The organism is Streptomyces anulatus (assembly GCF_014650675.1).
GTDB lineage: Bacteria > Actinomycetota > Actinomycetes > Streptomycetales > Streptomycetaceae > Streptomyces > Streptomyces anulatus.
In genome coordinates this window covers 228,615-249,959 of the sequence record NZ_BMVK01000009.1, presented here as the reverse complement: position 1 = coordinate 249,959, position 21,345 = coordinate 228,615, and the positions used below count along the sequence as shown (strand labels likewise).

Annotated in this window: 19 protein-coding genes; 10 read left to right on the top strand and 9 right to left on the bottom strand. The window is 70.7% G+C overall.

What is annotated here, in order from left to right:
* Positions 1 to 93: 93 nt before the first annotated feature.
* Both IE272_RS23260 and IE272_RS23255 read left to right on the top strand, forming a co-directional pair.
* Positions 94 to 2,160 carry an alpha-galactosidase gene (locus IE272_RS23260; RefSeq protein WP_190007801.1) on the top strand — a complete coding sequence of 689 codons (2,067 nt, stop codon included), beginning with the start codon at positions 94 to 96 and terminating at the stop codon, positions 2,158 to 2,160.
* Complete coding sequence (locus IE272_RS23255) at positions 2,157 to 3,446, top strand: MFS transporter (protein WP_057667452.1); 1,290 nt, start codon at positions 2,157 to 2,159, stop codon at positions 3,444 to 3,446. The genes IE272_RS23260 and IE272_RS23255 overlap by 4 nt, the downstream gene beginning before the upstream one ends.
* Here the strand turns inward: IE272_RS23255 and IE272_RS23250 are convergent.
* A complete protein-coding gene (locus tag IE272_RS23250) occupies positions 3,443 to 4,093 on the bottom strand; it encodes a TetR/AcrR family transcriptional regulator (RefSeq protein WP_056704829.1) in 651 nt (216 codons plus the stop codon). The genes IE272_RS23255 and IE272_RS23250 overlap by 4 nt on opposite strands.
* Before the next feature lie 61 nt (positions 4,094 to 4,154).
* On the opposite strand from IE272_RS23250, the gene IE272_RS23245 reads away from it, so the two are divergent.
* A complete protein-coding gene (locus tag IE272_RS23245) occupies positions 4,155 to 5,495 on the top strand; it encodes a GH1 family beta-glucosidase (RefSeq protein WP_190007800.1) in 1,341 nt (446 codons plus the stop codon).
* Positions 5,496 to 5,652: 157 nt separating this feature from the next.
* On the opposite strand, the gene IE272_RS23240 is transcribed toward IE272_RS23245, so the two are convergent.
* Positions 5,653 to 6,345, bottom strand: a complete 693-nt coding sequence (locus IE272_RS23240; RefSeq protein ID WP_098891220.1) for an ABC transporter ATP-binding protein — start codon at positions 6,343 to 6,345, stop codon at positions 5,653 to 5,655.
* Positions 6,342 to 7,466, bottom strand: coding sequence for an ABC transporter permease (locus IE272_RS23235; RefSeq protein WP_190007798.1), 1,125 nt, complete (start codon positions 7,464 to 7,466; stop codon positions 6,342 to 6,344). The genes IE272_RS23240 and IE272_RS23235 overlap by 4 nt, the downstream gene beginning before the upstream one ends.
* A 115-nt stretch (positions 7,467 to 7,581) precedes the next feature.
* Between IE272_RS23235 and IE272_RS23230 the strand changes: the two genes are divergently transcribed.
* The 3 genes from IE272_RS23230 to IE272_RS23220 all read left to right on the top strand — a co-directional run bounded on the left by IE272_RS23230 (position 7,582) and on the right by IE272_RS23220 (position 10,509).
* Entirely contained in the window at positions 7,582 to 8,172 is a 591-nt protein-coding gene (locus IE272_RS23230; protein ID WP_190007796.1) for a TetR/AcrR family transcriptional regulator, read from the top strand.
* A 71-nt stretch (positions 8,173 to 8,243) separates the two neighbouring features.
* Positions 8,244 to 8,765 carry a YcxB family protein gene (locus tag IE272_RS23225; RefSeq protein ID WP_057667460.1) on the top strand — a complete coding sequence of 174 codons (522 nt, stop codon included), beginning with the start codon at positions 8,244 to 8,246 and terminating at the stop codon, positions 8,763 to 8,765.
* A gap of 292 nt (positions 8,766 to 9,057) precedes the next feature.
* Complete coding sequence (locus IE272_RS23220; RefSeq protein ID WP_267888776.1) at positions 9,058 to 10,509, top strand: serine/threonine-protein kinase; 1,452 nt, start codon at positions 9,058 to 9,060, stop codon at positions 10,507 to 10,509.
* 91 nt (positions 10,510 to 10,600) lie between these two features.
* Here IE272_RS23220 and IE272_RS23215 read toward each other — a convergent pair whose 3' ends face one another.
* Complete coding sequence (locus IE272_RS23215) at positions 10,601 to 11,470, bottom strand: alkylmercury lyase family protein (RefSeq protein ID WP_229897432.1); 870 nt, start codon at positions 11,468 to 11,470, stop codon at positions 10,601 to 10,603.
* Positions 11,471 to 11,661: 191 nt separating this feature from the next.
* On the opposite strand from IE272_RS23215, the gene IE272_RS23210 reads away from it, so the two are divergent.
* On the top strand, positions 11,662 to 12,078 hold the full coding sequence (locus IE272_RS23210; RefSeq protein ID WP_056704818.1) for a heavy metal-responsive transcriptional regulator: 417 nt from the start codon (positions 11,662 to 11,664) through the stop codon (positions 12,076 to 12,078).
* Positions 12,079 to 12,173: 95 nt separating this feature from the next.
* Here the strand turns inward: IE272_RS23210 and IE272_RS23205 are convergent, their stop codons facing one another.
* The 3 genes from IE272_RS23205 to IE272_RS23195 form a co-directional block, all read right to left on the bottom strand.
* Positions 12,174 to 13,199, bottom strand: coding sequence for a hypothetical protein (locus IE272_RS23205; RefSeq protein WP_190007794.1), 1,026 nt, complete (start codon positions 13,197 to 13,199; stop codon positions 12,174 to 12,176).
* Positions 13,200 to 13,440: 241 nt separating this feature from the next.
* The gene (locus IE272_RS23200) at positions 13,441 to 13,989 is read right to left on the bottom strand and encodes a hypothetical protein (RefSeq protein WP_057667468.1); all 549 of its coding nucleotides are present in this window, start codon (positions 13,987 to 13,989) and stop codon (positions 13,441 to 13,443) included.
* 2 nt (positions 13,990 to 13,991) lie between these two features.
* Positions 13,992 to 14,582 (bottom strand): zinc metalloprotease, encoded by a 591-nt coding sequence (locus IE272_RS23195; protein WP_190007792.1) that lies wholly within the window; start codon positions 14,580 to 14,582, stop codon positions 13,992 to 13,994.
* A gap of 452 nt (positions 14,583 to 15,034) precedes the next feature.
* Here IE272_RS23195 and IE272_RS23190 point away from each other — a divergent pair, with 452 nt between their 5' ends.
* Positions 15,035 to 15,775, top strand: a complete 741-nt coding sequence (locus tag IE272_RS23190; RefSeq protein WP_229897430.1) for a dienelactone hydrolase family protein — start codon at positions 15,035 to 15,037, stop codon at positions 15,773 to 15,775.
* Between the two features lie 91 nt (positions 15,776 to 15,866).
* Here the strand turns inward: IE272_RS23190 and IE272_RS23185 are convergent, their stop codons facing one another.
* Both IE272_RS23185 and IE272_RS23180 read right to left on the bottom strand, forming a co-directional pair.
* Complete coding sequence (locus IE272_RS23185; protein WP_056704808.1) at positions 15,867 to 17,255, bottom strand: hypothetical protein; 1,389 nt, start codon at positions 17,253 to 17,255, stop codon at positions 15,867 to 15,869.
* 73 nt (positions 17,256 to 17,328) lie between these two features.
* Positions 17,329 to 18,594, bottom strand: coding sequence for an MFS transporter (locus tag IE272_RS23180; RefSeq protein ID WP_050362748.1), 1,266 nt, complete (start codon positions 18,592 to 18,594; stop codon positions 17,329 to 17,331).
* 778 nt (positions 18,595 to 19,372) lie between these two features.
* Here IE272_RS23180 and IE272_RS23175 point away from each other — a divergent pair.
* On the top strand, positions 19,373 to 20,302 hold the full coding sequence (locus IE272_RS23175; RefSeq protein WP_050362749.1) for an acetaldehyde dehydrogenase (acetylating): 930 nt from the start codon (positions 19,373 to 19,375) through the stop codon (positions 20,300 to 20,302).
* Positions 20,299 to 21,312 (top strand): 4-hydroxy-2-oxovalerate aldolase, encoded by a 1,014-nt coding sequence (gene dmpG, locus IE272_RS23170; RefSeq protein WP_057667477.1) that lies wholly within the window; start codon positions 20,299 to 20,301, stop codon positions 21,310 to 21,312. Before IE272_RS23175 ends, dmpG begins: the two co-directional genes overlap by 4 nt.
* Positions 21,313 to 21,345: the final 33 nt, after the last annotated feature.

Sequence of the window (21,345 nt, the reverse complement as noted above, 5' to 3'; positions counted from 1 at the left end):
CCACGTGATCCGGCCGGTCGCGGTGACTGCTGCCTGATTCCGCCCGGTGCGGACTCGCCTTCGAGGACCGGCCGGTCCCCGTCACCTTCAAGGATGCGTGTGATCACCTACGACTCCGCCGCCCGCCTCTGGCTGCTGTGCACACCCGGCACCTCCTACGCCTTCCGCCTCGACGCCGACGACGTCCCCCGGCACGTGCACTGGGGCCGGCCGCTGAGCCTGGAGCAGGCCGTCGCCGTCGCGGCCGACCTGCCCGCCGAGGACCCCGGCGGCGACGACCCGGGGGGAGAGGAGTACGCGGTCGAGGGCGGCCTGCGCTTCGGGGCGCCGTCGCTGACCGTCCGGTTCGCCGACGGGGTCCGCGGCTTCGCATGGCGGTTCGTCGCGCACGCGGTCGAGGACGGCCGGCTCACCCTGTCCTTCACCGACCGGGTCCGCCGCCTCTCCCTCGACCTGAACTACCGGATCCGGGACGGCCACGACCAGATCGAGCGTTGGGCCGTCCTCACCGCGGGCGAGCAGGTGGACGTCCTGCGCCTTGACTCCGCCGCCTGGACACTGCCCGCCCGCGACGACTACCGGGTCAGCCACGTGGTGGGGGAGTGGGGCCGGGAGTTCCAGCTCCGGCGCGACCATGTGCCCGTCGGGGAGAGCGTGTTCACCAGCCGCCTGGGCATCACGGGCCAGCACGCGGGGCCCTGGCTGATGCTCGACGCACGAGACGCCGCCGAGGAACACGGCGAGGTGTGGAGCGCGGCTCTCGCCTGGAGCGGCAGCCGCCGCATCACCGTGCGTCGCGATCCGTACGGCCGTGCCTCCTGGACCGGCGGATTCGGCCACGAGGGTCTGGTCTGGAGACTGGCTGCGGGTGAGCACCTGGAGACCCCTGTCTTCACCGGCCTCTACGCCCCCGACGGCTTCGGCGGCACCAGTCGCCGCTGGCACGCCTTCGTCGAAGAGGAGGTGCTGCCCGCCCGCCCGGCCGAACGCCCGCTGATCTACAACTCCTGGGAGGCGACCGAGTTCGACATCAGCGAGAAGCAGCAGAGACAACTGGCCGGCCTCGCCGCGGGCCTCGGCGTCGAGGTGTTCGTCGTGGACGACGCCTGGTTCGGCGCTCGTACCGGCGATGCGGCCGGGCTCGGCGACTGGTGGCCCAACCCCGACCGGTTCCCCGGGGGCCTCGGCCCGCTCGCCGACCACGTACGCGCCCTGGGCATGGGCTTCGGCCTGTGGGTCGAGCCCGAGGCGGTCAACCCCGACAGCGACCTCTTCCGCGGCCGCCCCGACTGGATCCTGAGCCAGGACGGCCGCACCCGCACGCAGCGCCGCAACCAGCACGTACTGAACTTCGCCCGGCGCGACGTCCGTGAGTGGGCGGTCGAATGGCTGGTCAGGACCGTCACCGAGCTGGACGTGGCCTTCCTGAAATGGGACATGAACCGGCCCTTCAGCGAGGCGGGACAGCCCGGCGCCACCGACCCCGATCGTGTGTGGATCGAGCACACACGTGGGGTCTACGAGGTGATGGACCGGCTGCGCGCCGCCCGTCCCGGCCTGTATCTGGAGTCCTGCGCGGGCGGTGGCGGCCGGGCCGACCTCGGTGTCCTTGCCCGCGCCGACCAGATCTGGGCGTCGGACAACACGGACGCTGCCGACCGGGTCGCGATCCAGCACGGCCACGGACAGCTGCTGCCCGCCCGGACCATGGGCGCCTGGGTCACCGACAGCCCGAACAGCCACACCGCCCGCGCGACCTCGATCCGCTACCGCTTCCACGTCTCGATGGCCGGAGCCCTCGGCATCGGCGGCGATCTGCGGAACTGGAGCGAGGAGGACCTGGCGTGGGCCCGCATGCTGGTGGGGCAGTACAAGCGGATCCGGCCCGTGGTGCACGGCGGCGTCCAGTACCGCCTCGATCACGACGCCGTGCAGTACGTCACCCGGGACGAGGTCGTCGTCCTCCAGTTCCAGCCGTCCGCGCTGACCCGCACCGCTGCCCGGACCCGGCTGAAGGGCCTCGACCCCGACGCCCGCTACCAGGACGAGGACAGCGGCGCCGTCCACGAGGGCGCCGTCCTGCTGAGCCACGGCCTTCCGCCGCTGCTGCCCTTCGACCGGACGAGCGAGCTCGTCCACCTCAGGAGACTGCCCCGATGAGCCTGGCCCCCGAGCAGCGCGAGCCAGTCGAGGCGCCGGAGCGCTCCGATGCCCTCGCCGAGCCCGTCCGCCGGGTCGGCCCCGGCTGGGTCGCCCTGTATGTCCTGGCCAACGTCGGGGTGTTCATCCCGATGCACGTGCCGACCACGTTCCTGATGCCCGAGCAGATCGCACAGATCGACCCGGCGGGCAAAGTCGGCAGCTACGCCTGGGTCAGCATGATGGGCGCGATCTCGGGCATCGTCATCGCCCCCTTGGCCGGCGCGCTCAGCGACCGCACCACCAGCCGGTTCGGCCGCCGCCGCCCGTGGCTGCTCGCGGGCTCGCTGGTCTGCGTGGCGACGCTGGTCTTCACCGGCCTCCAGACGACGGTCGCCGGGCTCGCGCTCGGCTCCCTCGTCCTGTCCGCCTCATTCATGATCATCGGTGCCGGGCTCTCCCCGGTGGTGCCCGACCAGGTCCCGGTCACGCAACGTGGCGCGGTCCTTGGCTGGGCGATGGTCCCGCAGGCCGGTGCCCTGATCGCGGGCGGCCTGCTGATCGGCCTGGTCACGGGCTTTCCCGCCCAGTACCTGCTGATGGCCGGACTGCCGCTGCTCATCCTGCTGTTCGCGTTCACGATGAAGGACCCGCCGCTTCCCCACGCACACCGCGAGCCGTTCTCGCCGCGGGCCTTCCTGGACGGCTACCGGATCAGCCCGCGCGCCCACCCCGACTTCGTCTGGGCGATGAGCTCCCGCTTCATCATGGGTCTCGGCTACGGCATGGGCACCCTCTACCTGCCGTACTTCCTGGACGACGTCCTGCACTACGAGCGCCTGTTCCCCGGTCAGTCCACCGAGGACGGCCTGCTCATCGTGATCGGCATCAACAGCCTGGCCACGATCTCCACGGTCGTCCTCAGCGGCTGGCTCTCCGACCGGCTCGGCAAGCGACGCATGCTGGTCTTCCTCGGCGGCCTGACGATGGCCGTCGCCGCGGTCCCGCTCGCCCTGTCGCCCACGTGGACCATGACGCTGGTCGCGGCGGTCATCCTGGGCCTCGGCTACGGCGTGTACCTGGCCGTCGACACCGCCCTGGTCACCGAGGTGCTCCCGGCGTCGGCGGACCGAGGCAAGGACATGGCCCTCGCCAACCTGATGACGTCCCTGCCGTACGTGCTCGTCCCCCCGATCGCCTCGCTCGTGCTCGGAGGCCCGGGCGGCTACAGCTCGCTGTTCCTGTGCTCTGCGGCCATGTCGGCGCTCGGCGCGGTACTGGTCTGGAAAGTCAAGTCCGTTCGTTAGCGCTTCTGCTGACGGAGGGGCAGCATCCGGAGTCGGTCGTTCAAGTAGCTGTTGAGGACGCGTTTGCACTCGGCGATCAGCTGGGGGTCGCCCTGCGGGTGGGTGCGGAAGGCCAGTTGCAGCACACCGTCCGCGCACTCCAGGGCCACCCGCAGGGCGAGCTCCAGTTCGGCGTCGTCCTCGACGCCGGTCAGGGAGGCGGTCAGTGCGCGCAGCTGTCCGGCGACCGCGGTGTTGTTGTCCCGGCCCGGCTCCAGGGTGTGGTCCTGGCCCGCCGCGCCGAAGTCGACCACACCGAACCCGGTGATCGTGCGCCGCATGGCCACGAACTCGTCGACGGTCACCTCCACCATGCCCGCGACCCCGTCGGGCGCCTCGCGCTCAAGGCGCTCGGTGACCCGCCCCAGGAAGGACTCCAGGTTGCGGGCGGCGAGCGCTCCGACCAGCCCCTCCCGGTCGGAGAAGAACTGGTAGAGCGTGCCGATCGGTACTTCGGCCCGGCGCGCCACCTCCTTGGTGGTCAGCCCGGAGTAGCCGACCTCGTCGAGGAGTTCGGCGCAGGCGTCAAGGAGCCGTTCGAAGCGTTCGAGGCTGCGTTTTTGGACCGGAAGCCGGCGCGGCGTCCCTGTAGTGCGGTCTTGGTTCACGCTTCCATCATCCCATCGAACCGACTAACATGAGCTCTACTCATGTTTGAGGGGGTTGTGCGTGACACTGAACCATCTGCCCGCGGACTTCGTCTGGGGCGCGTCGACGGCGTCGTACCAGGTCGAGGGCGCCACCCGGGAGGACGGCCGCGGACCATCGGTCTGGGACACCTTCACGGCCCGCCCGGGCACGATCCGCGACGGGCACACCGGCGAGGTTGCCTGCGATCACTACCACCGGTACGAGCAGGACCTCGACCTGATGGCCGAGGCGGGCCTCACCGGCTACCGCTTCTCCATCGCCTGGCCGCGCATCCAGCCCACCGGCAGGGGCGAGGCCAACATCAAGGGCCTGGACTTCTACGACCGCCTGGTCGACGGCCTGCTGTCTCGCGGCATCGAACCCGTCCCGACCCTCTTCCACTGGGACCTCCCGCAAGCCCTTGAGGACGAGGGAGGCTGGCTGAACCGCGACACGGCGCACCGCTTCGCCGAGTACGCCGCGATCGCGGCCGACCGGCTCGGCGACCGCGTCCGTACGTGGATCACGCTCAACGAACCGTTCATCCATATGGTCTGGGGCTACGGCCTGGGCACCCACGCGCCGGGCCGCACCCTGTTCCTGGACTGCCTGCCGGTCGCCCACCACCAGCTGCTCGGCCACGGCCTGGCGCTGCGGGAGCTGCGCGGCCGCGGCCTGCAGGTGATGATCTCCAACAACTGCACCCCGGTCTGGCCCGCCTCCAGCACCCCTGCCGACCACGCCGCCGCGCAGGCCTACGACAACCTGCACAACCGCCTCTTCAACGACCCGATCCTCAAAGGCACGTACCCCGACCTGACGGCCTTCGGCGCGGACGCCACCCTTGACGCCTGGATCCAGGACGGCGACCTGGACCTCATCTCGACCCCCCTGGACGCCCTGGGCATCAACTACTACAACCCCACCCGCATCCAGGCTCCGGCGACTCCTGACGGCCTCCCCTTCGAGGAGGCCCCCATCGAGGGCTACCGCCGCACGGCCTTCGACTGGCCGGTGGTCCCGGACGGCCTGCGAGAACTCCTCGTCACCCTCAAGGACCGCTACCCGACCGCCCTTCCGCCCCTCTACATCACCGAGAACGGCTGCTCGGCCGAAGACGTCCTCACCCCGGACGGAAAGGTCCTCGACCTGGACCGCATCGACTACCTGGACACCCACCTCCAGGCCGTCGACGCGGCGGTCGCCCAGGGGGTGGACGTACGCGGCTACTTCACCTGGACCCTCCTCGACAACTTCGAATGGGCCGAGGGCTACCACCAGCGCTTCGGCCTGGTCCACGTGGACCACGAGACGCAGGTCCGCACCCCGAAGGCATCCTTCGCCTGGTATCGCGACCTCATCCGCGCGCAGCGGGGTTGAGTGAGGGGCTCCCCCCAGCAGGGCTCTGGAAACCCAGGCTCAGTGGACGCAAGCAGAAGATCGCCACAACGGGGAACAGAGCCGGCCACGCTGGACGGCGCCGAAGGACATCTGTAGGGCGGCGCAGCATCCAGCGGGTGTGACCTCGCGGAGTGATTCAGCGGCCGGCCGGGGCGGACGGCGCCGCGTCGGCAGTCAGTGCGGCCATGTCCACGACCCGGTCGGCGGCCTCCGCCACGGTCCGGTCGTGCGTAGCCACGACCATGACGCAGTTGTCCTGGTGGGCGCGTTCGGCGAGGAGCGCGGCCAGGTCGCCGGCCTGGGAACGGTCGACGGCCGCCGTCGGTTCGTCGATCAGCAGCAGTTTCGGTGAGAGGAAGAGGGCGCGGGCGAGGGCCACCCGCTGGCGTTCGCCGCCGGAGAGCTGTTCGGGGCGGTGGCGCAGGCGGTGGCCGAGCCCCACCCGGTTCAGGGCCTCCTCGGCGCGGGAACGGTGTGCGCGGGGGCGTGCGCCGCTGATGTGGACCGCGGTGAGCAGTTGGTCGATGGCGGTGAGGCCGGAGAGCAGGTTGCCGCTCTGGAACATGTAGCCGATCCGTTCCCGTCGGGCCTTGGCGCGCCGGTCGTCGGAGAGCCCGGCGAGGTTCTCGCCGTCGAGCAGGACCTGACCGGAGGTGGGCCGCAGCAGTGCCCCCGCGACGGCGAGCAGCGTGGACTTGCCGGAGCCGGACGGGCCGACGAGAGCCGTCATGCGGCCGGGTTCGAAGGTGACGTCGAGGCCGTCGAGGATGGTGGTACGGGCGTCGGTTCGGCCGAGCGTGACGGTGACGGCGTTCAGTTCGAGGCTCATCGGTTGGCTCCCAGCATGGTCAGCGGGTCGGCGCGGGTCACTCGGCGCAGGGTCAGGGCGGTGCCCGCGAGGCCCACGGCCGCGACGGTGCACATGGTGACGGTGAGGGTGGCGGCGGGGAGGCTGAACGGCACCTGTTCGCCGACCAGCAGCCCGACCGCTCCGGCGAGCACGGCGCCTGCCGCGGTGCCGAGGACGACGACCAGGGCCGCCTGGAGGACGGTGTGGGCGAGCAGGCGCCTGCGGGAGGCGCCCATGGCGCGCAGCAGGGCGAGTTCGGGCTGGCGTTGCACGGTCCACACGGCGAAGAAGGCGCCGACCACGAGCGGGGCGATCAGGTAGAGGAAGGCCTGGATCGAGTTCATGGTGACGCGCTCCCCGGTGTAGCCGGGGGCCGCCTCGTACGCCTTCTCCTTGGTGAGCGTGGTGGTGGAGTACCGCGCGTCGAGGGCGGCGCTGGAGGCCCCGTCCGGCGGAGTGCGCAGGGCGAGGGCGCTGAACTGGTCAGGGATCGCGGCTGTCGCGGACGCCGGTGCCCCCGGGGTGCTGAAGCGGATGCGCTGCCAGGTCTTCAACGGGATGTAGGCGACGGGCACATGGCCGTAGCTGGAGCGTTCGGTCCTTCCGACGACGCGCAGCTCGATGTCCAGCCGGTCGATGACGAGGGTGTCGCCGACGCGCACGCCCTCGTCGGCGAGCTTGGCGGACATCACCATGCTGTCCGCCGCCACGTCGGCGAGTCCGTCGCCCGAGGTGACCGAGGGGGCGAGGAAGGAGCCGGGTTCGACGCCGAAGGCGGCGAGGTCGACCTCGGCGCCACGATGCGTCGTGCCGCGGGTGATGGAGACCCCGAGCGGGGTCGTCTCGGTGTCCGCGTCCTCGCTCCACGCGGCGGCGGTACTCCCGTCGAGGAGGCTGCGGGCGAACTGGTCGGACCGGGCGTCCGAGGAGAAGACCAGCTGAGAGGCGGGCAGGCGGCGCAGCGCGGAGATGGTGTCGTCACCCAGGCCGGTGGTGAAGCCGGAGACGATGCCGACGAGCGCGGCGACGAGCACCACGACGGATCCCATGAGCAGGAAACGTCCTCGGGCGGCGCGCAGCTCCAGGAGAGCGAGGAACACGGCGGTTCCCTTCGATGGATAGATGTTAGGGACGGTGCGTCGCTAACATAGTTGATGGGGACGCTGCGTCCCTAAGTGGGGGTGAGGTACCCGCGGGGGCTTCTAGACTGGTCCTGTGCCCAGGATCAGTGCCGCCACGGTTGCCGAGCACCATGCCCAGCAGCGACTGGCCCTGGTGCGGGCGGCACGTGAGCTGCTGGAGAGCGGCGACGCCGGTGCGGTGACCTTCACCGCGATCGCGAAGGCCACGGGCCTCGCCCGCAACAGCGTGTACAAGTACTTCCCGGGCCGCCCCGAGCTGCTCGCCGCGGTCGTCGAGGACGCGATGCCCCGCTGGACCGACGCCATCCGGGCCGGCATGTCGGCGGCGGCGACGCCCGAGGAGAAGATCGCCGCCTACGTGTCGTCGCAACTGGACCTGGTGCGCGGCGGGGAGCATCGGATCGCCCAGGCGCTGGCCGGAGTACAGGACGCGAAGGTGGTGCGGGAGAGTGCGATGCGGGCCCACCAGGAGCTGCTCACCCCACTGATCGGCGCGCTGACAGATCTGGGCGAGGAGGATCCGCGGCGTACGTCGCTGCTCCTTCAGGGAATCGTCAACGCCGCCACGACGGCGATCGAGAACGGCGACGATCCTGACGCGGTGACGGACCTCGCGGTACGCATGGCCGTCACCGCGATCACCGGGGCGCTCCCGAGACAGTGAGAGCCCCGGCCGGTGCCCGGCCGGGCACCGCGTCCTACCGGCAGTCGGCATGGGCGGTACGATCCCGCTTCATGGTCGTGGACATGGGGCGGGACGGAAGACAGGACACAGTCGAGTTGGTCTACCGGCCGACGCGCGCCGACATCCTCGCGGGCGTCCGGGTGCGTGAGCGGCGACGGCGTCTCCACGTGGTCCGGTGGGGCTTCACGGGCCTCTTCGGCGTCGGCGCCGTACTGATGGTGGCCGCACCGGAAAGCTCCGCGCAGTCGGCCGTGACCGCCGTCTTCTGCGCCGCCCTGATCTGGTCGATCCCCCACCTCCAGGCCCACCACGCGCTCCGCACGGTCTCCTGGCAGGGCGAGTACCGCACATCCGTGACCGAGTCGGGGATCACGGCCGAGACCACGCACGCGACGCTCGTGCAGCGCTGGTCAATCTTCCGCGGCTACCGCGAGACCCGCGACCACGTGGTGCTGCTCAGCCGCGACCCGAACATCCTGCTCGTGGAGGTGCTCCCCAAGCGCGGGCTGCGCTCTCCGCAGGACGCGGAGCGGCTGCGGGCCCTCGTGAGCCGCCATCTACCCCGCATCTGAACCCTCTTGTCCGCGGTCGCGGCCTTGGGGCCCTCAATCTCACTCCTCCGTATCCGCAACCCGGTGAACGGTTCCACCCACAAGGCCTCAGCCCGCAACACCCCGCCGATACAGGAGAAATGCCTGCGCCTCGGTGTTCTGCAACACGCCTCGGTTCGGCTCGCTTCCGCCCGCCCCCGGAAGTCGCCGGCCCTCACTCGTCCGGGTAATGCGTCGGAGCGGGTTGGCGACCGGCTCCGACCGGCCCGGGTGACCAAGGCTGGGGCGGGGTCGGCCCGGCTATAGTCCGTCCGTGAATGACGATCGCGGGCAATTCCTCGCAGGCCGATACCGGTTGACACACATCCTGGGTCAGGGAGGCATGGGTGTCGTCTGGCGTGCCCACGACGAGCAGCTGGGACGGGACGTAGCTGTAAAGGAGTTGAGGCTTCCCGACCATGTGGGGGCCACCGAGCGGCAGAACTGGATCGCCCGCCTCGACCGTGAGGCCAGGGCCGCCGCCCGGCTGAAGCACCCGGGCATCATCACAGTCCACGACCGCATAACCGGGCCGGACGGACGGCCGTGGATCGTCATGGAGCTGGTCGACGGCGGGTCCCTCGCCGACCTTGTCGAGGCACAGGGCGCGCTCCCGCCCCAGCAGGTCGCCGACATCGGCCGGCAGGTCGCAGCCGCGCTCGCTGCCGCACACCGCCTAGGCATCACCCACCGGGACATCAAGCCCGCGAACATCCTCCTCGAGGAAGACCGGGTCATCCTGACCGACTTCGGCATCGCGGCACTTGAGGGAGACGCCACCCTCACGGCCACCGGCATGATCATGGGAACCCCGGCCTTCATGGCGCCCGAGCAGATCCGGGGGCTGCCCGCGACGGCTGAGTCCGATCTGTGGTCGCTGGGTGCGACGCTCTACGCCGCTGTGGAGGGGCACGCGCCGTTCTCGGGTACGGCTCCGAGTGCGGTCCTGGTCGCCGTCGCCACGGAGGAGCCCACGCCGGCCGTGCGGGCCGGGGCGCTCGGCCCTGTCCTCGACGGACTGCTGAACAAGGATCCGGGCGCACGCTGGACCATGGAGCAGCTGCAGGCGAAGCTGTCCCGGCCGGCCTCCGCGCTCCCGACTCCGACTGTGGCGTCTCCCGTTCCGGCGGCAGCCCCCGCCCGGTCGTGGACCCCTGCCGCCCAGCACCTGGCCGCCCAGCCGACCGTCGGACCAGGACCATCCGGACCGACATCCGCCGGACCTGGACCCGGCGGACCACCCCCCGCGAAGCCCGAGCCGGGCATTTCGCTTCGGCAGGGACTGCTGGGCGTGGCAGTGCTGGCGATCGCTGCGGCATCGATTGCCGGGTACGTCCTCTACAACTGGAAGGACGTCGGCCAGGACTACACGGCGAACCAGACCACGGCCAAGGGGCTGACAGCCCCCTCGGGCTTCACGTTGGCCTCCAGGAACCGCACCGAGGACGACCTGGAGCGGGTGACGTACGCGAAGGGCGTCGCCTGTGACGACGACCAGTGCGTCGACGAGTTCTCCACAGTCCGGGAGTGGATGGGAACCCTGCCGGGCCTGGCGGGACTCAAGCCCGTCGAGGGTTCGCTGGATCAGTGCCTGGAGTCCAAGCAGGGTTGTGCCATTCCGGTCATCCTGAACTCCGATTACAGCAAGCCGACCCTGCAGCAGGCCTTGCTCCGCACGGCGGACGGCCGGCTGGTCTTCCAGATCGACGTCGGCAGCCGCTCATAGGGCGGGCCTCTCTCATCAGTTGGGTAAGTCTGCGTGCCTGCTGGTGCCCGACGGCGCGGCCGCGCCGGCCTGACCGGGCCTGCCGGGCTGGTCAGCCGGTGGTCAGCAGCGGCCCGAAGGTCGCCTGGCCGACCTCTTCGGCGCGGGCCCGGTCCACGATCCGACCGTTCACGCCCGGGTGCTGCTCGATCCACGTGCGGGCGGAGGCGGAGCCGGTGAAGAAGTTCAGGGTGTCGCAGCACACCTCGGCCGCAGGACCGGAGCATCCGCCCCGGCGCCCGACGAACACCACCGCTGTCGCGGGCTCCCACACCGTCTGCCCGTTCTCGCTGGTCACCGTGACACTCTCGCCGGTGACCGGGTCGACGGAGGTGATCACCGCATCGCGGCCGAGCATGGCGGGAATGCCGAGCGCATCGATCGCGCACATCGACCACACCTGCACGCCGCCCGCGATCGTCACCCGATGCGGGGTTGGCACCGCGGAGAACGGGTACGCCGCCCGGATCCGCCCCTCCGGGTCCAGGGTCAGGAAATCCTCCTGCGCCAGCTCGGCCAGCACCTCTGCCGCTGTCCGGCCTGCAGCGGCTGCGGCCGGCTCCAGATCCGCCGTCCCGGGGGCGCTGCCGGTGGCGGCGAAGTGCCGCAGCACCGCCTGCTGCACCGCCCGCAGCCCGTCCTCGACCGGCGCAAGGCGCCCTCGGCCGTCCCGGCCGACCAGATCCAGCACGTCCACCGCACAGCAGTCGTCATCCGCCGCTGCGGCCGGGCCCACCGCGGTCAAGGCCTTGCGTAGTTCGTCCACACTCGGCGCCCCGTCGACTTCGCCATCGGCATGCCGGTAGATCCGGCACGACACACTTGGCGTCGCCCCCACGGTCCCGAACGGGTCGACTCCATCGAGCAGGACGGTGGGCGATCCGGTCATCCCCGCCCGCTCGGCCTCGGCCTGCTCGGTCACCTCGACGAGTTCCACCTCGGCGGCCCGTCCGTTCAGCGCGGTCGTGATCCGCTCCTGCGCGACGGGCCCGTTGGGACAGTCAGGAACTGTCAGCACCGTGATCCGCATGGCGTTGTCCTCCCAGCTCATAGCCTCTGCACCCGACGCTAGACCTTCCAGTGCGCTGGAAGGTCAAGAGCTAGCCTGGAACCATGCGCATCGGGGACCTCGCCACGCGAGGCGGACTGACCACCAAGACCATCCGCTACTACGAACAGGCCGGCCTGATGCCGGAACCGCCACGGACCTCGAGCGGCTACCGCGATTACCCGCCCGCCGCCGAGGCCCGCCTCGCGTTCATCCGCGATGCCCAGCACGCCGGCCTCACGCTCGCCGAGATCCGCGGCATCCTCGCCCTCCGTGACGGTGGCGAGGCACCCTGCGGCCACGTCACCGACCTCATCCACCAGCACCTCGAAGAGATCAACCGGCGCATGGCCGAACTCCGCAAGACCCGCACCGTCCTCCGTGACCTCGCCCGGCAAGCCGCCGAGACCGACCCGCAGTCCTGCAGCGACGCCGACAACATCTGCCGCATCATCAGCACCCAACAGGGCGGCGAACCCTGAACCCCGGCGGGTCCAGGACGGAGGTGCGCTCCCGGGCGCGAGGCCGGTGTCCTGAAGGGCGCAGCGTGACGCCCCGGCTGCACACTGCGGACGGGCTACGTCATCAACTCGATGTGCGGATGCTCGGGCTCCGCCGGGCAGACGAACAGGTGCTGCCGGTAGCCGCTGCCTATCTGGACACCGGTCGCGTTGTAGCCCCGGTGGCCGGGGTACGGTCCAGCACCTGGGTGGGGGTGCGGAGACCAGCTGTTCCCGGCGTCGTCCCCCTCCTCGAACGTGGCGACGGTCATCAGGACCTCCATGCCGGTGCCGCACTCGGAACAGGGCTGCGAGCTGGGGTCGGTGGAATTCCACGCGGGCCAGCCGCCGACCTTCCAGCCGGGTGCGTTGGACAGCACACAGTCGTAGTACGTGTCCGGGTCCATGTCCTCCTCTGCTACCTGCGGCACACTCCACTGCTTGAGCTGTTCCCGCAGCTCCTCGCTCAGCTCCAGATGGTCGGGGTACTCGGTGATCTGCTCCGGTTCGAGCACGCACGGTTCCGGCAGATAGCCGTCGAACTGCACTGCGGGCGGCTCGGGGGGCGTGTCGAGCATGTCGGTGACGGCGGCTGCCGAACGCCAGAAGAGCAGGGTCCTGGGCATGATCGGATGATCGAAGGGGCACCACAGAACCTGCAGCAGGTCCTTGCCCTCCGGCGGGCTCAGGTCGGGCACATCCCGTACGTACAGCTGCGCGACGGGCAGCATCGCCATGGGGCCGTCGTACGCCTGGACCGTCCGCCTCACCGGATACGTCCGAGGGGGTTGGATCCGCCCAAGAGTCTCCCGCTCCTCCGGAGTCAGGTCCCGGCCGTGCGAGGCGGCGAAGATCCGTCGTTCCAGCCGCAGATCCGCAGGGGACTTGGGCGGGTTGAAGCCATCCACCACATGCGGTTCCTCGCAGTGCGGCCACGGCTCCTCGGCGGGCCACAGCAGCGGCCCGCCGATCGAGCTGTCGTGCCACGTCGGCGCCCCGGGGCGGGGGTGCAGGCGGGTCGCCGTGCGGGCCAGCGGAGCCAGTCGGGGAAAGACCGCGACAACGTCGATCGGCCGTGGCGGAGTGACAGGAGTGACCTTCATGGCCGCAATCTTGCCAATCGCCTCTGACAACGGCCCTCGTGGCCGCCCCACGAAGAGTTCCGGCGCAGGCACCACCCGGGAGAGCGCTACCGCCGGTCCGTTGCCGGCAGACGGCCCGTGAGCAGGTCCACTGTCGCCGCGTGGCTGTCCGTCCACGTGCGCGGTTCGTCGCCACGTACCACTTGGAGGGGCTCGACTGCGGGGAGCGCCGGCTCAGGGGACCGGCCGCGTGCCGCGGCTGTTACGGCTTGGGTGTCGATGTGATGGTGCGGGTGTCGTCGCAGGTGGCGGTCGGCAGGACTGCCTTCGCGGCTACGGCGGCTGACCACCGCTGGTCGATCCGGCTCTCCGGCGCGCGTTCCGCGCCCCAGACCCAGCGGTCGCCGTCCTCGGTCCGGTCCAGCACGGCGACGGCGTAGCGCTGCCCGGTGGCCAGAGGCTGGTAGAGAGGTTCGGCGGTGGTGTAGGTGCCCTGGGCGGTACGGGAGACCGCCTGGCGGAGGTCGATGTCGCCCTGGGCGCTGCCCTTGAGGGTCCTCTCCACGGTGAGGGTGGCGACTTGCACCCCGGTGCTGGGGTCACCGGTGTCGGGGATGTACCGGGTGGGGCCGGTGACGGTGCCGATGACGACGGAGGGGGCGTAGGCGGCGATGTACTCGGGCGTGGTGGCCGGTGGGGTGCACACCGAGGAGACGATGACCTCGCCGTCGGACATGAGGGCGTACGTACCGGTGCCCGCCACGAGGACGAGGCCGGCGGCCGCGATGAGGGTCCAGGCCCGCTTGCGCACGACTATCTCCAGAGCTTCGAGTAGTTGGCCTTGTCGACGGCCTGGGGGGAGGTGATGGGCGGTGAGGAGATGTCGGTCCACATCAGCGACAGGACCCCGCCGGACTTGTGGCACAGGCCCAGCGCGTGACCGAGCTCGTGAGCGGCGGCCGAGTTCATGAAGGCGCGGCTGCGACCGCTCATCTTGTCCCGGTTGAACCTCACGTAGTCGGTTGCCGCCGTACCGGAGTCGCGTACGTACTGGGCCACCGCCGCCCGCTCGCCGGTGCCGCCCCTGTAGTCGCGGAATTCCAGATCGTTGACCGTGGTGGAGGAGTCGGGGCGCAGCTTGATCTTCGAGCCGGAGTACTGCCACGCCTTGAGGGCGTGTTCGCGGGGCACGTCGTAGCGGGTCTTGTCCGTCCACCGGATCTCGCTGTCGTCGACGGCGGATTCACTGCGGCGTTCGCGTTCCCCGCTGATGCAGGGCGCCGGGGCAACGGCGGCCGTGGTGCGTCCGGGTGGGTCTGCGAGGACGGAGGGCGATGAAGAGACGAGGGCCATGGTGGTCGCGAAGGCCACGACGGTCGGAATGCCCTGTAAGTGAGGTGTCACACCGTGTGATCCTAGGGGTGGTGTGAGGTGGCGTGGCGCAGTGTGGGCGTGGAAATGGGAGGTCTGGCGGGAAGTGGGTGGCCCCGGCCGGGGAGTTGTCCTTCCAACGGGTGAAACGGTCGGGAACGCGGACGCGGCATGAACCTGCCGGTGCACTGACTCACGCCATACCCGTGCCGCTGTCGTCCGCGCACGTTGACCACCAGGCCATCGACCTGGCACACAAGTACCCCGCCGGCCGGGGCGGGTGTGACGGTCGACGACGTCGCAAGGGCCATGGTGCGCCCTCCGACACGCCGTGGCCTGGGCAGGTGATCCGACAGCGCTGCCGTGGGGGCGGGGTAGCTGACGGTTCTCGTGAGACCTCGCCGCATTCTGAGGGGTATCCGCGCTGTCTGCCAGTGGCAGAACACCAGCCGTACCGGGCTCGACGATCACTACAGTCCGGTCTCATGACGACGACGATGACGACGCGTACGGTCGAGTATCCGGCCGACGGTTTGACGATGGTCGGGCATCTCGCGCTCCCGGCCGGTGTCGACCGCCGGCCCGCAGTGCTGCTCGGACCGGAGGGCACAGGGCTCAGCGACGTCGAGCGCCGCCGGGCCGATGCTCTCGCCGAGCTGGGATACGTTGCGCTGGCCTTCGACCTTCACGGCGGGCGCTATATGAGCGACTCCGAGGAGATGCTGGCCCGTTGCCTGCCGCTGCTCGCTGATCCCGACCGGATGCGGGGCATCGGCCATGCGGCTCTCGACGTGTTGCGTGCCGAACCGAGGACCGACCCCGACCGGATCGCCGCCATCGGCTACGGCACCGGGGGCGCCGTAGGGCTGGAACTCGGGCGCGACGGCGTCAACCTGCGCGCTATCGGCACAGTCAACGCACTGACCACGGGTCGACCGGGCGAGGCGGCGCACATTCGCTGCCCGGTGTGGGCCGGGGTCGGGTCGGAAGACCCGATCATGCCGCCCGCGCAACGGAACGCGTTCACCGCCGAGATGCAGGCCGCGGGCGTCGACTGGCGCCTCACGGTCTACGGCGGCGCCTTGCACGCCTTCCACCACCCGCCGGTCGACCACCCCACGGTCCCCGGCGTCGGCCACCACCCGCAACACGCGCAGCGAGCCTGGCGCGACGTCGTCGCCCTGCTCACCGAGTGTCTGCCCGTGACGGAGGACCTGGGGGCATGACCCAGGTGAGAACGTCGGAGCTGGGGGGGCACGGCGAGTCCTCCCCTTCAGTGCGGCGGGCCATCCCGGCCGCCGCCGGGGGGGCAGGGGATCAGCGGTCGCCGCCGTGGAAGACGCAGCCGACCGTGGCGCCGCTGCCCATGCTGACCACCCCGACGCCGGGATCGGCGCTGCCCCGTACGAAGCCTCCCGCGTATCCGTCGTCCTCGGCACCGCGTGCGCCCAGGTAGAGGCCCCAGTTGAGGAAGAGTTCCCGTACGCCTCCGGTGCCGTCGGGAAACGGCTCGGCGGCGGGACGTACACGGCGCTGGAGCACGAACGGGCCGTTCATCGCCGAGGTGACCCTGCTTTCCCACTCCGCGGGGTCCACCTGCCAGCCGGCGATGATGCCGTTGCCGCCGTGCAGCAGCGTCGGCTTCAGGATCAGCTCGTGCTGGTGACCCAGGGCGTGGGGGAGCAGGTCGACCCGGGTGCCGCCGGGGTCCGTGGTGTGCGGGCGCACGTACCGCGTCCACGGGAGGAGCCGGTCGAGGCACGCCAGTTCGGCGGCGTCGTACCGGTCGCGGTGCAGCTCGTCGGAGAGCATCGCCAGGGTGCCCTTGTTGCCGTACAGCTCGGCGTCCAGTCGGCTGAACAGGCCCAGCCTGCCCTCCTCGACGGCGGTCAGCAGCGGCTCCAGCTGGGCCGCCGCGGTCGGGTCGGTGAGGTCTTCGGGCAGGAAGTACCGGAAGACGACGTCGACGGTACGGCCCGAGGCCGTCGGGCGGCCGTTCGGGTACGTGATCTCGCCCAGGTCGCAGGCGATCCCCTCGACCCCGTAGTCGGCCAGCTTCTCGGCGAACACCCGCAGCCGGGGCCCCACGACGGCGAAGTTCTCCACCGTGTCCACCACGGCGACGACGGGCGCCCGGTCGGCGGGGATGTTCGCGGCGCACTCGGCGTACATGGTCCGCACCATGTGGCCCAGGGTGTCCTCGTAGCGGAGTCCGTGGCTCCGTACGAACTCCTCAAGCGGTGGATACGCCAGCATCGCCCGGTTGATGTCGGCGTTCTCGAAGCCGCCGAGCGCGCTGGTGATATTGAATTCGAGGAGCTTGAACCCCGTACCGTCGTGATAGAGGTCGGCCCGCCCCAGCGGGAGGAGTGAGCCGGTCCGGGCGCTCCGCGTGATCAGCGCCGATTGCAGGGGGTCCAGGCCGACCGCCGCGGCCAGCGCGGTGATGCTTCCGTCGAACCCGCGTTCCGGCAGCGAGCGCAGCAGCCCGTAGACGGTGTGGAGGTCTCCCACGAGGGTGCGGAGCTCGCTCTCGCGGAGGAAGGCGGGGCCGTTCAGGAACCGGTCCTGGTACGCCAGCTTCAGTGTGGCGGACTCCAGGGCGGCCGCCGCGGGGTGGCCCTTCGGCGCGTTCTGCGCGAGCTGCTCCCCGTACGCGTGGCCCAACCGCGACCTGGGCGGCGTGGGAGGACTCGTGGTCGTCATGGGGCGTTCCTTCCGGAGTGGACGGTGATCGATTCGGTGCCGGAGTCCTGCGGCAAGCCGGACGGCTGCCCGCTCAGTCCGCTTCCGTCGGCAGCGGAGCCGGGTCGGCGCGGGTGATCCACCGGCGGCGGGCGCCCACGAGGAGCCCCATCGCGACCACGGCCATGACGACCGCACCGGCGCCGAACACGGCGCGGGTGCCGACCTCGGCGGCGACGAAGCCGCCGGCCGCCGCACCGACGGGCAGACCGCCCCAGGCCACGAGCCGGTACACGCTGTTCGCCCGCCCGAGCAGGTGCTGCGGCACCAGGGTCTGCCGCAGGACGACCACGACGACGTTCCACGTCACCGTCCCGCACGCGAAGATCGCGAGGGCCACGCCGGCCGCGTACATCGAGGGCACGGCGGCAAGCACCGCCTCGCTCGTGGTGATCAGGACGGCCGTGGCGACCAGCGCTCCCTCGCGGCCCAGACGTTCCGTCAGCGCGGGGGCGAAGCGTGAGGCCAGGACGGCGCCCACGGCCTGGCAGGCGAGCAGGGCTCCGAACCCGAACGGCCCCAGGCCGAGCACCTTCCCGCTGTGCACCACGAGGACCGCGAGCATCGCGCTCCCGGCGAGGTTGATCAGACAGGACACCAGGGCGAGGCTGCGCAGCAGGTGGTGCGAGAACAGCCATTTCGCGCCGGCCAGCATCTCCGACATCACGCCGGTGCTGTCCGGTCTGCGCTCGACCGGCCGGGTGCGGCTGATCCTGCTGATCAGGACGGCGGAGCACAGGAAGGTGGCCGCGTCCACGCCGAAGGGCAGGGCCGTCGCCACACCGAACATCAGCGCGCCGACGAGCGGTCCGATGAAGCCGGTTCCCGCCTCCTGCGCGGCCATGATGCGGGCGTTGGCGGTGGAGAGCCCGGCCCGCGGAGTGATGAAGGGAACGAGTACCTGGGCGGCGTTGCGGCAGAGCACCTCGCCGGTGCCGAGCAGGAACATGCAGACGTAGAGCAGCGGCAACCCGCCCCAGCCGCCGAGGATCCCGGCGGTGAGGACCGCCAGCAGGACGGCACGGCCGATGTCGACGCGGACCATCATCGCTCGGATGTCGATGCGGTCGACCAGCAGCCCAGCGGGGATGCCGAACAGGAGGAACGGCGCGGTGAAGGCGACCGAGGCCGCGCCGATCAGGCGGGGGTCGTCGGTCAGGCGGGTGGCCAGCAGGGGCGCGGCGGCGATCGTGGCCCCGTCGCCGAGCGAGGACACCGCGGCGGACCACCACAGCCGGGAGAAGTCACGTCCCAGCACGGGCCGTTGCGCGTCGGCCTTGTCGGTCGTCGACGCGGTCATGAAAGCGCGTGGCAGCGCAACCGGCAGTACATTGCCTCCCCCTTCGATGTGGCTGCCCCGCCGTCGACGCCCCACCAACCCGTCGTCGCTCGCCGAGGCCCGTACAGCCAGGTGCACGGGGTTCCCGAGAGTAGTCGGCGTCCACGGCGGAGTCGAGAGAAAGATCGGGTTCTGCGGGCAGGAGGCGCATAATCGCCGGTCAAGTGCCCGGGAGGTACGTGAAGGTCGCCTCCCGGGAAGATCAATCCATGGGCGAATGAGGGGGGTTGTGTCCTGCGGTCTTCTGATATGTTCGCCGCCGCTGGACGGGTGAATCGGCGGTCAGCGACGTGCATGCATGGGAGGACATGCCGTCAACGGGGCTTCAACACACTGCATCAAGCCTCCGGTTCGAGCTCAGGGCCGATTGTTTCGGCGCGACGACATACGGCTGTTGATCTTCGTCCTCCAAGCGTGTGACCGCGCTTCGCCTCTACTGGCGCTTCGCCTCCCGGCAGCCGACCGGCATGGATGGCTGAACGATGGCCGGCCGAGCTCTGCGGGAGAGGCGATGTGACCGACCGCGTCGGCGCACGGTCCGGAACGGACGGAAATCCCGGTGAGGCACCTGGCTGCCCGCGGCCAGGACTGCCACACAGCAGCCGCGCGCAGATGGAAGGGTGGGAACAACGTTCATGAGAACCTACGAACCCGATGCGGCGAGACGGACGACCGGCGCCCGCTGCCGCCTCTCACGTCATCCGCTGGTCCGCCGCCTCCGCTGTCCCGGAGGCATACGTTGAGTCTCACGGCGGGCCTGACGAACGCCCGCCCGGACCTCGTCGAAACGGTGACGGTCGCCGTCATCGGCACCGGGGCGATCGGGCGGGACCTGGTCAGCAAGATCGACCGGTCACCCACGCTGGACTGCCGGCTGGTGGCCGGACGCAATCCGGAGTCGGCGGGCCTGCGGCACGCCGAGAGCCTCGGCTGCGCCACCACCGCCGCCGGCATCGAGGCCTTACTGGCGGCGCCGAACCCCTTCGACGTCGTCTTCGACGCCACCAGCGCCGCGTCCCACCGGGAGCACTGGCCGCTGCTGGAGCCCCTTGGGACGCTGGTGATCGATCTGACTCCCAGCAAGGTCGGGCAGATGGTCGCGCCCACCGTGACCGGCGTCGCGGCCGAGTCCGCGCGCAACGTCAATCTGATCAGCTGCGGCGGTCAGGCGTCCGTTCCGGTCGTGCACGCGCTCGCGGCCCGCTTCCCGGTGACGTATCTCGAGGTCGTCTCGACCGTGGCGAGTGACGTGGCCGGCCGCGCGACCAGGCTGAACCTCGACGAGTACGTGGCGGCCACCGGGCACGCCGTGACGACGTTCTCCGGAGTGAGCGACGTCAAGGTGATCCTCAACATCAGTCCGGCGGTGCCGCCGGCCACCTTCCGGACCGTCATCCACGCCCGGGTGCCCGACGCTGATCCGGTGGCGGTGCGCGCGGTGGTCGACCGGGCGGCCGAGCAGGTGCGGTCCTTCGCACCCGGGTACGAGGTCGTCGCCTGCACCGCGGTCGACGACCTGGTGACGATCGTCCTCAAGGTCACGGCGCACAGTGACGTCCTGCCTCCGTACGCGGGGAACCTCGACATCATCAACGCCGCCGCCGTCATGGTCGCCGAGCAGTACGCGGCCAGGCCGGACCGGGTGTCCCGGATGGGGGTGACGTCGTGAAGCAACTGGTGATCCACGACCCGACGTTGCGCGACGGCCAGCACGCGGTGCGGCACCAGCTCGGACTGACCGCACTGCGCCGTTACGCGGAAGCGGCGGACGCCGCGCGGATTCCGGTGGTGGAGGTCGGCCACGGCAACGGCCTGGGCGCCTCGTCGCTGCAGGTCGGGCTGGCCGCCGCGACCGACGACGCGATGCTGTCGACCGTCCGCGAGGCGCTGCGCCACAGCCGGCTGGGCACCTTCATGCTGCCCGGCTGGGGTACCTCCGACGACCTCCGAAAGGCGATCGCTCACGGGGTCGACGTCTTCCGCGTCGGCGTGCACGCCACCGAGGCGTCCTTGGCCGAGCACCATCTGGGCTTCCTGCGCGATGCGGGCGCCGAGGCCCACTGCGTCCTGATGATGAGCCACATGGCCTCCCCGGACGAGCTGGCCGAGCAGGCCGCACGGGCCGTCGGATACGGCGCGCAGGCTGTGGGAATCATGGACTCCGCCGGCCACTTCCTCCCTCCGGACGTCACCGCGCGGATCGGCGCGATCGTCGAGGCGGTCGACACCGTCCCGGTGATCTTCCACGGACACAACAACCTCGGTATGGCCGTCGCCAACTCGGTGGCCGCCGCCGACGCCGGCGCCCTGATCATCGACGGCTGCGCCCGTGGCTTCGGAGCCGGGGCGGGCAATACCCAACTCGAAGTGCTGGTACCGGTGCTGGAGCGCAGCGGTTTCACCACGGGCATCGACCTGTACGCGCTGCTGGACGCCGCCGAGCTCGCCGAGCGCGAACTCATGCCCGCACCACCGGTGACCGCCTCGATGAGCATCGTCAGCGGCCTGGCCGGAGTGTTCTCCGGCTTCAAGCACCGGGTCGTCGAACTCTCCGGGGCCGCGGGGGTGGATCCGCGTGAAGTCTTCTTCGAACTCGGCAGGCGGCAGGCCATCGCCGGCCAGGAGGACCTGATCGTGGACGTGGTGGCGGAGTTGAGCGGCCGCAGGACCGACGGCTGACGAGGCATGAGACCCGGTGAAGAAGGAAGGATC